At 67.4% G+C, this 14666-nt stretch carries 14 protein-coding genes; 9 read left to right on the top strand and 5 right to left on the bottom strand.

What is annotated here, in order from left to right; translation table 11 throughout:
• Positions 1 to 287: 287 nt before the first annotated feature.
• Complete coding sequence (locus tag BDD16_RS02560) at positions 288 to 881, bottom strand: PEP-CTERM sorting domain-containing protein (RefSeq protein WP_179632494.1); 594 nt, start codon at positions 879 to 881, stop codon at positions 288 to 290.
• A gap of 136 nt (positions 882 to 1017) precedes the next feature.
• Between BDD16_RS02560 and BDD16_RS02565 the strand changes: the two genes are divergently transcribed.
• Positions 1018 to 1578, top strand: coding sequence for a septal ring lytic transglycosylase RlpA family protein (locus BDD16_RS02565; RefSeq protein WP_179632495.1), 561 nt, complete (start codon positions 1018 to 1020; stop codon positions 1576 to 1578).
• Between the two features lie 4 nt (positions 1579 to 1582).
• Here BDD16_RS02565 and murB read toward each other — a convergent pair whose 3' ends face one another.
• The gene (gene murB, locus BDD16_RS02570; RefSeq protein ID WP_179632496.1) at positions 1583 to 2602 is read right to left on the bottom strand and encodes a UDP-N-acetylmuramate dehydrogenase; all 1020 of its coding nucleotides are present in this window, start codon (positions 2600 to 2602) and stop codon (positions 1583 to 1585) included.
• Positions 2603 to 2672: 70 nt separating this feature from the next.
• Here murB and BDD16_RS02575 point away from each other — a divergent pair, with 70 nt between their 5' ends.
• Positions 2673 to 3161, top strand: coding sequence for a YajQ family cyclic di-GMP-binding protein (locus BDD16_RS02575; protein ID WP_179632497.1), 489 nt, complete (start codon positions 2673 to 2675; stop codon positions 3159 to 3161).
• A gap of 24 nt (positions 3162 to 3185) precedes the next feature.
• Here BDD16_RS02575 and BDD16_RS02580 read toward each other — a convergent pair whose 3' ends face one another.
• Positions 3186 to 3746 carry a hypothetical protein gene (locus BDD16_RS02580; protein WP_179632498.1) on the bottom strand — a complete coding sequence of 187 codons (561 nt, stop codon included), beginning with the start codon at positions 3744 to 3746 and terminating at the stop codon, positions 3186 to 3188.
• A 194-nt stretch (positions 3747 to 3940) separates the two neighbouring features.
• On the opposite strand from BDD16_RS02580, the gene BDD16_RS02585 reads away from it, so the two are divergent.
• The 7 genes from BDD16_RS02585 (at position 3941) to ileS (ending at position 12641) form a co-directional block, all read left to right on the top strand.
• Positions 3941 to 5143, top strand: a complete 1203-nt coding sequence (locus BDD16_RS02585; RefSeq protein ID WP_179632499.1) for an acyl-CoA dehydrogenase family protein — start codon at positions 3941 to 3943, stop codon at positions 5141 to 5143.
• 35 nt (positions 5144 to 5178) lie between these two features.
• Entirely contained in the window at positions 5179 to 6297 is a 1119-nt protein-coding gene (locus BDD16_RS02590; protein WP_179632500.1) for an acyl-CoA dehydrogenase family protein, read from the top strand.
• Between the two features lie 43 nt (positions 6298 to 6340).
• Positions 6341 to 7078, top strand: coding sequence for a pseudouridine synthase (locus BDD16_RS02595; RefSeq protein ID WP_179632501.1), 738 nt, complete (start codon positions 6341 to 6343; stop codon positions 7076 to 7078).
• A gap of 156 nt (positions 7079 to 7234) precedes the next feature.
• A complete protein-coding gene (locus BDD16_RS02600; RefSeq protein WP_179632502.1) occupies positions 7235 to 7867 on the top strand; it encodes a hypothetical protein in 633 nt (210 codons plus the stop codon).
• A gap of 19 nt (positions 7868 to 7886) precedes the next feature.
• The gene (locus tag BDD16_RS22780) at positions 7887 to 8510 is read left to right on the top strand and encodes a hypothetical protein (protein ID WP_218897670.1); all 624 of its coding nucleotides are present in this window, start codon (positions 7887 to 7889) and stop codon (positions 8508 to 8510) included.
• A 69-nt stretch (positions 8511 to 8579) separates the two neighbouring features.
• Positions 8580 to 9602, top strand: coding sequence for a bifunctional riboflavin kinase/FAD synthetase (locus BDD16_RS02610; RefSeq protein ID WP_179632503.1), 1023 nt, complete (start codon positions 8580 to 8582; stop codon positions 9600 to 9602).
• A gap of 153 nt (positions 9603 to 9755) precedes the next feature.
• The gene (ileS, locus tag BDD16_RS02615) at positions 9756 to 12641 is read left to right on the top strand and encodes an isoleucine--tRNA ligase (RefSeq protein ID WP_179632504.1); all 2886 of its coding nucleotides are present in this window, start codon (positions 9756 to 9758) and stop codon (positions 12639 to 12641) included.
• A gap of 42 nt (positions 12642 to 12683) precedes the next feature.
• On the opposite strand, the gene BDD16_RS02620 is transcribed toward ileS, so the two are convergent.
• The gene (locus BDD16_RS02620; RefSeq protein WP_179632505.1) at positions 12684 to 13367 is read right to left on the bottom strand and encodes a GNAT family N-acetyltransferase; all 684 of its coding nucleotides are present in this window, start codon (positions 13365 to 13367) and stop codon (positions 12684 to 12686) included.
• A complete protein-coding gene (locus BDD16_RS02625) occupies positions 13364 to 14575 on the bottom strand; it encodes a hypothetical protein (RefSeq protein WP_179632506.1) in 1212 nt (403 codons plus the stop codon). The genes BDD16_RS02620 and BDD16_RS02625 overlap by 4 nt, the downstream gene beginning before the upstream one ends.
• Between the last annotated feature and the right edge of the window lie 91 nt (positions 14576 to 14666).

Here is a 14666-nt window from a genome sequence, read left to right on the forward strand (position 1 = left end):
TGCATCTGGTGTATGGTCAAAATCCCAAAACCCCCTGAATACGGGTGATTTTTTCAGAACAGGGTCCGGATAACCGACGTATTCCACGAATAGGCGCCCCCGATTCTTGATATAAATTAATCAATATCGACAAGGAAAAAATATCAATCCCTTGAACGAGGGGATCGAGACCGCCAAGGCATCAATTGACCATGAAAACGAAAAAAGCACCGGAATCCGGTGCTTTCATCATCAGTCTCCTGACGGTTCCAATGGGAACCACCCCGCTGCGCGCGGGGCGAGGCAGATCAGGCTGCGCGGCGGCGGCGGCTCATCAGGCCCAGGGCACCCAGACCAGCCAGCATCATGGCGAGGCTCTCGGGTTCCGGCACGGCCGACACGGACACCGCATCCACCGACAGACCCGAACCAAAGCCCGAGAAGTACAGGTGGTAGGAAGAACTGCCGTTGAGCGCACCGGTGTCGAAGGTGTACTGCACCTGGTGCCAGCCGGCGCCATAGTTGACCGGATCGGTGTTGGACACGGCCACCGGCGTGCTGAACAGGCTTGCAGCCACATCATCCGAGTCGAACAGGCGCGAACGGCCTTCACCGCTGGCCCAGAAGCTCACGGTGTAGGTGCCGGCGGTGTCGACCGAGAAGCTCTGGACCAGGCGATCGCCCAGACCCAGGGAGGCAAAACGCTGACCGTCATAAGCGCCGGCCGGGCCTTGCGCAGTGGTCAGGGTGCCTTCGGACGACCAGGCACCCGCCGAGCCGATCAGGGCGCCACTGGTGTACGACTCGAACGACACGTCGTCGAGACCGACGACGGCCGCCTGGGCGGTGCCGCCGATGGTCAGGGCCAGCGCGATGGCGAGAGAAATCTTTGAGACTTGCATGTTTTCCCCAATGGTATGAAGTGATTGGCCGGCAGCCCCCCTCATTCGGGCACCCCGGTACCGAAAGGTTAGCGTGCATCTCGCCATTTTTTTCACTACCGACTTCACAGCCCCCTCGAACAAGGGATCAAGTCCGATGAACCATGCTTTTCTGCCGCAGGTCATTCGCCGGTCGCTGCCGGCCTCCGTCGTGGCGCTGCTGGTGCTCGCCGGCTGTGCAGGAACACCCGACAAGCGCCGCGACCGTGTGACACCCGCCGAGCTGATGCAGGTGCCGGACGCCCGGCCCCGCATCGAGACGCTGCGCTCCGGTGGACCGAACAAGCCGTATGCCGTGCTCGGCCGCACCTACACGCCACTCACGACCGATGCGGAGGTGCGTGAGTCCGGACTGGCGTCCTGGTACGGCGGCAAGTTCCACGGGATGCCGACCGCCAGTGGCGAGCGCTACGACATGTACGCGATGACCGCTGCGCACCCGACCATGCCCATCCCGAGTTACGCACGGGTGCGCAATCCGGCCAATGGCCGCGAGGTGATCGTGCGGGTCAACGACCGGGGGCCGTTCTCCCCGGGCCGCATCATCGACCTGTCACTGGCCGCTGCCGTGCGGCTGGGGGTGTCGCACGCCGTGTCGCCCGTCGAGGTGGAGCGACTGACCCACGACGAGATCCGCAGCGGCAACTGGCGCCGTTAGCCCGTCATCCCAACAGGATCGGCTCGGATTCGAGCCGGATGCCGAAGCGGCCGTAGACACTTTCCTGGATCGCCCGGGCCAGCGTGAGGACCTCGGCGCCCCGCGCCTCGCCACGGTTGACGAGCACCAGCGCCTGCTTCTCGTAGACCCCGGCACCGCCCACCGACTTGCCCTTCCAGCCACAGGCATCGATCAGCCAGCCGGCCGCGAGCTTGAAGCTGCCGTCGTCCATCGGGTAGTGCACGACGTGGGGATCGCGGGCGATGATGTCGCGGCACTGCTCGGGCGTGACCACCGGGTTCTTGAAGAAGCTGCCGGCATTGCCGATCACCGCGGGATCGGGCAGCTTGGCACGGCGGACCGCGCAGACCCAGTCGAAGATCTGGCGCGCATCGGGCTGTGCGATGCCGGTTTCTTCCATCTTGCGCTGCAGATCCAGGTAGCCGAGCACCGGCTGCCACGGCCGCGGCAAGCGCAGGCGGACCCGGGTGATGACCCCCTTTCCGGCCAGTTCGTGCTTGAAGACGCTGTCGCGGTAGCCGAAGCGGCACAGGCGCCGGTCCAGCGTGAAGCCACGGCCGGTGACCAGATCGACACCGTCGAGCGAGTCGAACCGGTCGGCCAGTTCCAGCCCGTAGGCGCCGATGTTCTGCACCGGCGCGGCGCCCACCGTGCCGGGGATCAGCGCCAGGTTCTCCAGACCGCCGAAACCCTGCTCGATGGTCCAGGCCACCAGCCGGTGCCAGGACTCGCCGGCACCCGCCTCGACGATCACCGCGTCGTCGCGCTCCTCGACCACCCGCAGCCCCGGAATCTCGATCTTGAGCACACACGCGGTCACGTCCCGGGCCAGCACGATGTTGCTGCCACCCCCCAGGATGAACTTGGGCGCGCGGCCGAACTCGGGGTGGTCGACGACGCGGCGCACGTCGGCCTCCTCCTCGATGTGGACCAGGGTCTGGGCGGTGGCGGGCAGGCCGAAGGTGTTCCAGGCCCGCAGATTGACGGAAGTGTCGATGCGCATGGCAGAATTTTCCCCCATCGCCCTGCCAACGCGGGCGTTTCCCGTTGTTCCACAAGAAAGAGATGCCGCCATGCCCAGCTTTGACACCGTGCTCGAATCCGAAATCGTCGAGGTCCGCAACGCCATCGACCAGGCCAACAAGGAAATCGGCACCCGCTTCGACTTCAAGGGCAGCGATGCGCGCGTCGAGCAGAAGGACAAGGAGCTGACGCTCTACGCCGACAGCGACTTCCAGCTGCAGCAGGTCACCGACGTGCTGCTGGCGAAGATGGCCAAGCGCGGCGTGGACGTACGCTTCCTCGACCTCTCGGCCAAGCCCGAGAAGATGAGCCACGACAAGCTCAAGCACAAGGTCATCGTCAAGGCCGGCATCGAGAGTGATCTGGCCAAGAAGATCCAGAAGGCGCTCAAGGAGAGCAAGCTCAAGGTCCAGGGCAGCATCCAGGGCGACACGGTGCGCGTCACCGGCGCCAAGCGCGACGACCTGCAGGCCGCGATGGCGCTGCTGCGCAAGGAGATCACCGAGGCGCCGCTGAGCTTCAACAACTTCCGCGACTGACGGGCGACGGGCCGCCGCCGCCGCTCAGAGCTGAATGTAGGGCTGGTCCGGCGTGCGCATCGGCGCCACCGTGTCGGTGTGGCGCCGCGCGCGGGCCGGCAGCGGCGCGATCGGCGTGACCTCGTCGCTGACGTCGATCAGGCCGTCGGTCAGGTGGTCGCGCACGACGTTGGCCATCAGGTCGCTCTCGCTGAAGCCCAGTTCGTCGACGGCCAGGAAGCGCGAGGAATACTCGCCCAGTTCGCCGTCGGTGTTGCGGATCTTCCAGCCGGCGTGGCGGTAGCGCTGCGCCACCATCTTGTTCACCGCCAGCGCGCTGATGAGCATCGACATGCCTGCGGACATCAGCGCCAGCACGACGGACGCCACCACCGGCAGGGTCAGCGTGTGGCGCCACAGGCGGGCATGGCCCAGCACGCTGGCCGCGGCCCACCATGCCCACGGCACGCTCTCGCCGCTGAGCAGGGCCCAGACCTGCACCATCGCCGCCGACGCCCCCGCCAGGAACAGCAGCGGATCGGGGCCGACCCGCACATCGACACGCCGGTACAGGCGGGGATTGACGAAGGTGATGAACTTTTTCATGGACGGAGGCCTCGGCTGCACGGTGCACGGGACGGCCATTCCGCAATGAAAGGGGCGTCCTACGGGACAGTTTCGGCCATTGCTCGCCGGACTTGAGCCCTCGCCCGGCCCAGGTGGCCTGTCGCAGCAGGGACAAGGGGCGTGTCTGTCCACGTGCTACAAAATCAGCCACGAATCGCACGGAGACACGCACCATGGACCTGAACTTCACCGATGACGAACAGGCGTTTCGCGCCGAGGTGCGCCAATGGGTCGCGGAGCACCTGCCGGCCGACATCTCGGCCAAGGTCCATGCGGCGCTGCGCCTGACGCGCGATGACCTGCAGCGCTGGGCGAAGATCCTCGGTGCCAAGGGTTGGCTCGGCTGGGGCTGGCCGACCGCCTTCGGCGGACCGGGCTGGAATGCCATCCAGCGCCACCTGTTCGAAGAGGAATGTGCGCTGGCCGGTGCGCCCCGTGTCATTCCCTTCGGGCCGGTGATGGTAGCCCCTGTCATCATGGCCTTCGGCAATGCGGCGCAGCAGGCCCGCTTCCTGCCCGGCATTGCCAGTGGCGAGGTGTGGTGGAGCCAGGGCTACTCGGAACCCGGCTCCGGCTCCGACCTCGCCAGCGTCAAGACCCGCGCCGAGCGCGTCGGCGACCACTACGTCGTCAACGGCCAGAAGACCTGGACCACGCTCGGCCAGTACGGCGACTGGATCTTCTGCCTCGTCCGCACCAGCACCACCGGCAAGCCGCAGACCGGCATCAGCTTCCTGCTGATCGACATGAAGTCGCCCGGCGTCACCGTGCGGCCCATCATCACGCTCGACGGCGAGCACGAGGTCAACGAGGTCTGGTTCGACAACGTGGAAGTCCCGGCCGACCAGCTCATCGGCGAGGAGAACCAGGGCTGGACCTACGCCAAGTACCTGCTCGCCCACGAGCGCACCAACATCGCCGACGTGAACCGCGCCAAGCGCGAGTTGGAGCGGCTCAAGCGCATCGCCAAGGCGGAAGGCCTGTGGGACGGCGACCAGCGTTTCCGCGACCAGATCGCGCTGCTGGAGGTGGACATCGTGGCGCTGGAGATGATGGTGCTGCGCGTGCTGTCGGCCGAGCGTGGCGGCAAGAAATCGCTCGACATCGCCGGTCTGCTGAAGATCCGCGGCAGCGAAATCCAGCAGCGCTACACCGAGCTGATGATGCTGGCCGGCGGCCCCTACAGCCTGCCCTTCATCCATGAAGCGATGGATGCCGGCTGGCAGGGCGACCAGGCGCTCGGCGGGCTGTGGCCGGGCGGCGCCGCGCACTGCGCCCCGCTGACCTCGACCTATTTCAACTACCGCAAGACGACCATCTACGGCGGCAGCAACGAAGTGCAGCGCAACATCGTCGCGCAGACGCTGTTCGGTTGACCCGGCCCTCGCCGACCAGGAACCAGGAGACAGACATGGATTTCGATTTCAGCGACGACCAGGAACAACTGCGGGACGCGGTGCGGCGGTGGGTGGACAAGGGCCACGGCTTCGAGCAGCACCGCGCGATCGTCCAGGCCGGTGGTGACAGCCGCGCCGTGTGGCAGGCGCTGGCCGATCTGGGCCTCACCGGACTGGCCGTGCCGGAAGCGCATGGCGGCATGGGCTGGGGCGCCACCGAGGCGATGGTGGTGATGGAGGAACTCGGCCGCGGACTGATGCTCGCGCCCTACGCCGCAGGCGCGCTGGTGGCGCCGACGCTGCTGTCGGCGGCGCCCGAGGCGGTGCAAGCCGAGTGGCTGCCAAGGATCGCGTCCGGCGAGGCGCGGGTCGTGCTCGCCCACCAAGAGCGGGCGGCGCGTTACCGGCTGGACAAGGTCGACACCACCGCGACCCGCACCGCGGAGGGCTGGCAGCTCAGCGGCACGAAGAGCCTCGTGCCGGTCGGCGATGTGGCCGACGCCTTCATCGTCAGCGCCCGCGCCGGGGACACGCTCGGGCTGTGGCTGGTCGAGCGCGCCGCAGCCGGCGTCACCACCCGCGGCTACCTGACGCAGGACGGCGGGCGCGCGGCCGAGGTGCAGTTCGACGCCGCCGCGGCAACGCTGCTCACCGACACCGACGCACTCGCCGTGCTCGAACACGCGGCCGATGTCGGCACCGCAGCGCTGTGTGCGGAAGCGGTCGGCGCGATGGACTTCCTCGTCAAGCTCACCGCGGACTACATGAACACGCGCAAGCAGTTCGGCGTGGCCATCGCCAGCTTCCAGGCGCTGCGCCACCGGCTCGCGGACTGCAAGATGCAGCTCGAACTCGGCCGCTCGATGAGCTACCTGGCCACGCTGCGGCTGGGCGACACGCCGGACGTGCGCCGGCGCGCCGTGTCGCAGGCCAAGGTGCAGCTCGGCCAGTCGATGCGCTTCGTCGGGCAGCAGTGCGTGCAGCTGCACGGCGGCATCGGCGTGACGGACGAGTACGTCGGCAGCCACTACTTCAAGCGGCTGACCTGCATGGAGATGCAGTGGGGCGACACGCTGCACCACCTCGGCGAAGTCAGCGTGCGGATGCAGGACACGGCGGGCGTCTTCGCCTGAGCCGGAGCGGGTGGGTGGCCACCCGCCCTACACTGGCGGCCTCATGTCGAAGAAATCCTCCAAGAAATCCGCCGCCACCCGCGACATCACGCTGTCGCATGCGCTGTTCACCCAAGGCTTCGGCACGCGCCGTGACTGCGACGGGCTGGTGCTGAACGGGCTGGTGTCGATCGCCGGCCGTGTCGCCGATGATCCCGACGAACTGGTCTCGCCCGAGGGACTGGTGCTCACCGTCGAGGGCCGCGACTGGCCGTGGCGCGAGTTCGCCGTGGTGCTGCTGAACAAGCCGACCGGCTACGAGTGTTCGCAGAAGCCCAAGCACTGGCCGAGCGTGATGACCTTGCTGCCCCCGCCGCTCCGGTGGCGCAGCGGTGGTGACGTGCAGCCGGTCGGGCGGCTGGACCAGGACACCACCGGCGTGCTGCTGCTGACCGACGACGGCGCGCTGATCCACCGGTTGACGCACCCGAAGAAGCATGTGGACAAGGTCTACGAGATCACCTGCGCGCGCCCGGTGACGGACGAGCAGGTGCAGCAATTGCGCGCCGGGGTGGTGCTCAACGACGACCCGGTGCCGGTGCGCTCCGAGGAGTGCGAGGCGACGGGCGAGTGCACGCTGCGCATGATGCTGACCGAGGGCAAGTACCACCAGGTCAAGCGCATGGTCGCCGCGGTCGGCAACCACGTCGAATCGCTGCACCGCCGCTCGTTCGGGCGCATCACGATCCCGGAGGGGCTGGCGCCGGGGCAGTGGTGCTGGATCGATCCGCAGGACATCTGAGCGGCCTGCTCCGGCCGTTACGCCGAGATCTCGCGGCATCGTTCACGAAAATTTGCACCACACCGGTACCGCCGGCTAGACTTGCTACGCGCCGCAATCCAACGGGCGGCGAAGAAAGTGATGGCAATGCAGTGCAGGCGAGGTAAGGGACGAGCGATGCGGGTCGCCATGGGGTGGGCCGTGGCGGCGGTGCTCGCGCCGAGTGCCCAGGCGGCACCGGTCAGTGGCAGCAGCGACAAGCCCGCCACCAGCCGCCCCACCCAGCGGGCACAGGCCGTCGCGCCCCAGGACACCAGCAACTTCTGCGATGGCCACCACATCCACGCAGGCTGGCAGATCGGGTTCGCGATGGTCAAGCTCGGGGTGAATACCACCCAAAGCGCCACGCCCGGCAGTGACATGGCCGGCGCTGTCTCCTATGCCGACATCATTTCCTACCTCACGCACAACTCCGTGCTGGGGTCCGCATTGGCCCACACCGGCAGCTTGCGCTGGTCACTGTGGGCCGTGCCGCAGAACCATGTGGCGGGTTGGCCGAAGATCAACGGCCACCGCATGGGCGGGTTCGTGCCGCAGTTGCGCGACGGCAATGGCCAGGTGAACAACTACATGTACAACCTGACCGAAGTCACCTTTCGGGAGCGCGTGGCCACGGTCAATCCACCGGCCGGTCGTTACTGCCTGGCGTTCATGGTCGAGATGTACAGCACCCAGAACGAGTGCCGGTCGGCGGACGGGTATTGCCCGGAAATCGTCTACACGCTGACCCCTGCCGTCACCTTCCGCTGACGCACGAAAGCCTGCTGCGATGAACACCCTCGAACATGCCCGTGCGCGCCGCCTGATGGCCCTGGTGGCCGTCTGCCTGCTGGGAACGACTGCCTGCGGTGGCGGTGGTGACGGCACTCCTGCTCCTGCTCCTGCTCCTGCTCCTGCTCCTGCGCCCACGATGTCCTGCGCCTCCGGCTGGGTGTATGCACAGATCTACACCGACCTGCGGACGCCAGTCCGCTACTGGATTTCCGACACCGCCGCGCAGGCCAGCGTCGATGTCGAGGTGCAAGCCCAGATCCGCGCCAACAACCAGTACTACAGCACCTCGGGTCGGCAGATGACGGGCCGCCTGCGCCTGAGCCTGTGGGCCATCCCCGCCAACGGCCAGATCAGCAAGCACGGCGTGGTCGGCCACCTGATCGCCCGCACCCCGGCTCGTCTGACCGGCGGCACTGACCCTGGCGAAGATCGGATGATCCACTCGTCAGTCGCGTTCGCGAAACTGCCGGCCACAGGCACCAATCCTGCCGCCGGGGACTACTGCATCGCCCTCAGCCTGGACGAGGAAACCGCCACGGGAACCCCGCCCTGCCTGACGCAGGACAAGTTCTGCCTGACGAGCTGGTACACCTTTGACGGAGCCGTGCGCTTCCAGTGACCGCCGCGTGCGCGGTGTGTCACGGTGAGACGGACGGGGTCTGCAGGCTTGCCCGGATAATTGCCGTCTATGCGAGTCTTCCGTGGCATCCACCACCCCGATCTGGCGCCCGCCTGCGCCCTGACGATCGGCAATTTCGACGGCGTCCACCGTGGCCACCAGGCCATGCTCGCGCTGCTGATCAACGAGGCGCGCCACCGCGGCCTGCCGAGCTGCGTGATGACCTTCGAGCCGCACCCGCGCGACTTCTTCGCGATGAAGGCCGGTACACCCGAGAAGGCGCCCGCCCGGATCGCCACGCTGCGCGACAAGCTGCAGGAGCTGGAGCGCTGCGGCGTCGACCAGGTCGTGCTGATGCGCTTCGACGAGCGGCTGGCCAGCCAGTCGCCGCAGGCCTTCATCGACGACGTGCTGGTACGCGGGCTGGGTGCGCGCTACGTGCTGGTCGGCGACGATTTCCGTTTCGGTGCGAAGCGGACCGGCGATTACGCGATGCTGGACGCCGCGGGCAGCGCGGCCGGCTTCGACGTGGCACGGATGCTGAGCTACGAGGTGCACGGGTTGCGCGTGTCGAGTTCGGCCACCCGCGAGGCGCTGGCCCGCGGTGACATGGAGCGCGCCGCCGAACTGCTCGGGCGCCCCTACAGCGTCAGCGGCCACGTGACCCACGGGCGCAAGCTTGGCCGCGGTCTGGGCGCGTCCAGCGAGGGCGGCGACGACGGTTTCCGCACGCTCAACCTGCGCTTTCCCTTCCACCGCTCGGCGGCCGCGGGCATCTACGTCGTGCGGGTCCACGGACTGTCCGGACAGGCGATCAACGGCGTGGCAAGCCTGGGCGTGCGGCCCACGGTGGAAGATGCCGGGCGCATCCTGCTGGAGACACACTGCCTCGACTGGCCGGCCGGACTGGGCCGCGAAGGGGGGTACGGTAAACTCGTGCGCGTGGAACTACTGCACAAACTGCGCGACGAGGCCCGCTACGACGGCCTGGACGCCCTCACCGCCGCGATCCGTCAGGACGTGGTGAACGCGCGTGCGTGGTTCGACACCCACGCCGCCGACCGTCGCCAGACCACGCGCGACCGAATTTGAACGCGGCGCCCCCACGCCGCCACCGCCCCTTTTCGTCATTCCCGCGCACGCGGGAACCCACCCCCGCAGTGCCCCTGCCCCCACCGCTTTTCCCTTCGTGGATTCCCGCCTGCACGGGAATGACGGCCGGGCGGGCGGATTGAACGAAGCGCCATGACTCAGACACCCGACACCTCGACACCCACGCCCGCCACCGACTACCGAGCGACGCTCAACCTCGCCGACACCCCCTTCCCGATGCGCGGCGACCTGCCCAAGCGCGAAGCGGGCTGGGTGAAGGACTGGAACGAAGGCGGCCTCTACCAGCGCCTGCGCGTCGCCCGCCAGGGCCAGCCGCTGTTCGTGCTGCACGACGGCCCGCCCTACGCCAACGGCAAGCTCCACATCGGCCACGCGCTGAACAAGGTGCTCAAGGACATGATCGTCAAGTCGCGCCAGCTCGGCGGCTTCGACGCGCAGTACATCCCCGGCTGGGACTGCCACGGCCTGCCGATCGAGAACGCGATCGAGAAGCTGCACGGCCGCAAGCTCTCGCGCGACGACATGCAGGCCAAGTCGCGCGCCTTCGCCACCGAGCAGATCAACCAGCAGCGCGAGGACTTCAAGCGCCTGGGCGTGCTCGGCGACTGGGAGCGGCCGTACCGGACGATGGATTTCGCGAATGAAGCGGGCGAGCTGCGCGCGTTCAAGCGCGTGATCGAGCGCGGCTTCGTCTACCGCGGCCTGAAGCCGGTGTACTGGTGCTTCGACTGCGGCTCGTCGCTGGCCGAGTTCGAGATCGAGTACGCGGACAAGAAGAGCGACACGCTGGACGTGGCCTTCGAGACCAACGACGCTGCCGCACTCGCCGCCGCGTTCGGCCTCGCCGCGCTGCCCGAGGCGAAGCAGGCGTTCGCGGTGATCTGGACCACCACCGCGTGGACCATCCCCGCCAACCAGGCGCTGAACGCCCACCCCGAACTCGTCTACGCGCTGGTGGACACGCCGCGCGGCGTGCTGATGCTGGCCGAGTCGCTGGTCGAGAAGTGCCTGGAGCGCTACAAGCTCGAAGGCACGGTGCTCGCCACGACGACCGGTGAACACCTGCGCGGGCTGAACTTCCGCCATCCCCTGTACGACGTGGACGCCGGCTACCAGCGCCTGTCGCCGCTGTATCTGGCCGACTACGTGACGGCTGGCGACGGCACCGGCATCGTCCACTCGGCCCCGGCCTACGGCGTGGACGACTTCAACTCCTGCGTCGCGCACGGGCTGAAGTACGACGAGATCCTGAACCCGGTGCAGGGCAACGGCCAGTACGCAGAAGACCTGCCGCTGTTCGGCAGCCTGAACATCTGGAAGGCCTGCCCCGTCATCATCGACACGCTGCGCCAGCACGAGCGCCTGATGGCCACGCAAGCCATCACGCACAGCTACCCGCACTGCTGGCGCCACAAGACCCCCGTGATCTACCGCGCCGCGGCGCAGTGGTTCGTGCGCATGGACGAGGGCGAAGGCGTGTTCACGAAGGACAAGGCGCCGAAGACCCTGCGCCAGCTCGCGCTCGACGCCATCGACCAGACCCAGTTCTACCCCGAGAACGGCAAGACCCGCCTGCGCGACATGATCGCCAACCGGCCGGACTGGTGCATCTCGCGCCAGCGGTCGTGGGGCGTGCCGGTACCGTTTTTCCTGCACAAGGATTCGGGCGAGCTGCACCCGCGCACGATGGAGATCCTCGACCAGGCGGCGGACATCGTCGAACAGGGCGGCATCGAGGCGTGGAGCCGCGTGACGACCGAGGAGATCCTGGGGTCGGACGACGCGCCGCACTACACCAAGAGCACCGACATCCTGGAGGTCTGGTTCGACTCCGGCTCGACCTTCCAGCACGTGCTGCGCGGCAGCCACGCGCACGCCTACCCCGGCCCGTGTTTCCACGCGGAAGGCCCGGAAGCAGACCTGTACCTCGAAGGCCATGACCAGCACCGCGGCTGGTTCCACTCGTCGCTGCTGCTGGGCTGCGCGCTGTACGACCGCGCGCCCTACCGCGGCCTGCTGACCCACGGCTTCGCCACCGACGGCCAGGGCCGCAAGATGAGCAAGAGCCTGGGCAACACGGTCGAGCCGCAGACGATCAGCAACAAGCTCGGTGCCGAGATCGTGCGGCTGTGGGTGGCCTCGACCGACTACTCGGGCGACCTGAACATCGACGACAAGATCCTCGCCCGCGTGGTGGACGCCTATCGCCGCATCCGCAACACGGTGCGCTTCCTGCTGGCGAACACGAGCGATTTCGACCCGGCGACGGACCTGGTGGCGGATGCCGACCTGCTCGAAGTCGACCGCTACGCGCTGGCCCGCGCGGCGCAGTTGCAGGCGGAGATCCTCGCGCACTATCAGGTGTACGAGTTCCACCCGGTGGTGTCGAAGCTGCAGGTCTACTGCTCGGAAGACCTGGGCGCGTTCTACCTCGACGTGCTGAAGGACCGGCTCTACACGACCGCGCCGAAGTCGCTGGCCCGCCGCTCGGCGCAGACCGCGCTGTGGAAGATCACGAACGCGATGCTGCGCTGGATGGCACCGTTCCTGAGCTTCACGGCGGAAGAAGCGTGGGGCCAGTTCGCGGGCGGCGCGTCACAAGGCTCGATCTTCTTCGAGACCTACGCCGACCTGGGCACGCCGGACGAGGCGCTGCTGGCGAAGTGGGCGCAGGTGCGCACGGTGCGCGAAGCGGTGAACAAGGAGATCGAGCACGTGCGCAGCGGCGGCACGGTCGGCTCCTCGCTGCAGGCGACGGTGGCAATCACGGCGCCGCAGGCGGAGTTCGACGTGTTGGCATCGCTCGGCGACGACCTGAAGTTCGTGCTGATCACCTCGTCGGCAAGCCTGTCGGTGGGTGAGGCGCTGCAGATCACGGTGACGCCGAGTGCGGCGGTGAAGTGCGAGCGGTGCTGGCACTACTGCGACGACGTGGGGGTGAATCCGGCGCATCCGACGCTCTGTGGGCGCTGCGACAGCAACCTGCATGGCGCGGGTGAGGTCCGGTCGGTCGCCTGACCGACCAAGACCATGCCGGCGCAGTGCGCGCCGGCATGGGGTTCACCAGTGTCGCTCGATCAGCCCGATCCGGCGCCCGATCCGGCTGACCAGCAGGTGGTACTTCAAGCGCCAGCCGTCCATCGGCGACTGGGTGGGCGCAGGCGGCGGTGGCAATCCACGCGCCGCTTCGAAGCTCGCCCGCGACAGGTAGATCATCACCGCGGTCTTGTACGGCAGGTGGATCACGCGGCCAAAGTCGAACCCCGCCTGCACCAGCCGCAGCAGCACCTTGCGGTTGCGGATGTCCGGCTCGCCGACCAGCCGCTGGACCGAAGGGTCACGGAAGATCCAGGCCGCGATGGCCTGGAAGGTGTAGTACGCGGCAGCCGGCAGCGGTTTCTCGACCGGGCCGAGCATCAGGTGAAAACCCCGGTCACCCTGCAACACCGGGTAGAACCGACGCAGATCATCGGCGTTCACGTCGTACGACTGGAACATGAACAAGCGCTCGCCCGTGGACGCCAGGATGCCGAAGATGACATCGCAGGTGCCGCTGGCCTCGATTCCGGCGAACTTCTCGCGGATCTCCGCCACCGTCTTGCCCTGCAGGCCCCAGAAGCGGGCGTAGTCGCGGCTGAACCAGTCGTGCAGCAGCGGCGCATCCTCGTCGAGCACCATCTTGCGCAGCACGACGGTGCCGCTGGGGCCGAACGGAACCTCGAGCGGCGTGGACGGCGCGCTCATGCCGGCACACCAGTCGGTGCACCCTGCAGGTTCGTTCGGGTTTCCAGCAGGGCCAGCAAGGGCTGCAGGGAGGGGCCGCAGGCGCGGGTGCGCAGATCATCCAGCGTGATCGTCGTCGACTGGTAGCGCTGCAGGGTGCGGTGGGTGGCGTCCAGCTCCTGACGGCAGAACGGGAACACCAGCTCCGTCGCCAGCCGCAGGCGGCGCGCGGCCGACACCCGCACATCACCGCCGACTTGGTCGATCAGATAGCCGCCGTTGCCCGAATTCACCAGACTGGCATTCACCAGCGCCGTGCGCACCTCGGGCATCTCCAGCTCGTCCAGCAGTGCCAGCACGACCTGGATGAAATTACCCATCACCGTGCGGTCGTCATACCCCTCGCCGGGCACATGGTAGGACTTGTCCAGACAGTTCTTCACCAGCGCCTGCTCGGCCTCGTTCAGGACGCCGTCGCGGGACTGGAGGCTCCACAGGGACTGCGCGCACAGATACTGCGTCAGGCGGACCAGCAACTCCAGACGGGACGTGGCGTAGACATAGGCATAGAACTCGTCCCAGTCGCCGATGCTGTTCAGCGCGCGCAAGGCCTCCACCGAGTCCAGCGGCTTGTCGAAGGTGCCGTTCATCGTCACATCGAGGAAGTCGAGGATCAGCTTCTTGCTCCCCGCACAGCCCTTGCCGCCCGCGGAGATCAGCGTGCCGGAGCCGTCGGCCATCTCGTAGAGTTCGGCGGCCGTCAGCGGGTCGTCGTGCAGCACGGCCAGATCGCCCCGCTCCATGAACGTGCGCACGATCATGAACGGCCCGACGCCCAGCGTGAAGAACGCGGTCTCGAGCGCCGGCAGCGACGTGATCGGGTTGCTGCGCTTGCGCGCCAGATAGGCGGGCCAGGCGGCACCCAGCTTCGAGAAGACATAGCCCTGGCGCAGCGTCAGCCGCGGGCCGGACAGGCCGCGGCGGCGGATGTAGTCGTTGCGCAGCAGCGTGGTGAACTGCAGCGCGTCGCCCCACACGGCCATCACCTGGCGCAGCGCCGTCACGTTGATCGGCAGACCGTTGCGAGAGCCTTCGAACTTGCAGATCTTGTGCTCGGTCTCGATCACTTCCTTGTAGACGTCGGGGCCGGTGTTGTTTTCTCCGATCTGCCGACCATCATGGGAATGGAAAGTGCAGATGCCGTTCCAGACGTCATAATCGAATTCCATGTTCGGTCGCTGGTACGGCGGAGGCTTCAGCACGGAATACATCCGTACGGCCATCCGGTTGAAGCGCTTGGAATAGAACAGTTTTTTCGCC

Source organism: Sphaerotilus montanus (assembly GCF_013410775.1).
Taxonomy (GTDB): Bacteria; Pseudomonadota; Gammaproteobacteria; order Burkholderiales; family Burkholderiaceae_C; genus Sphaerotilus; species Sphaerotilus montanus.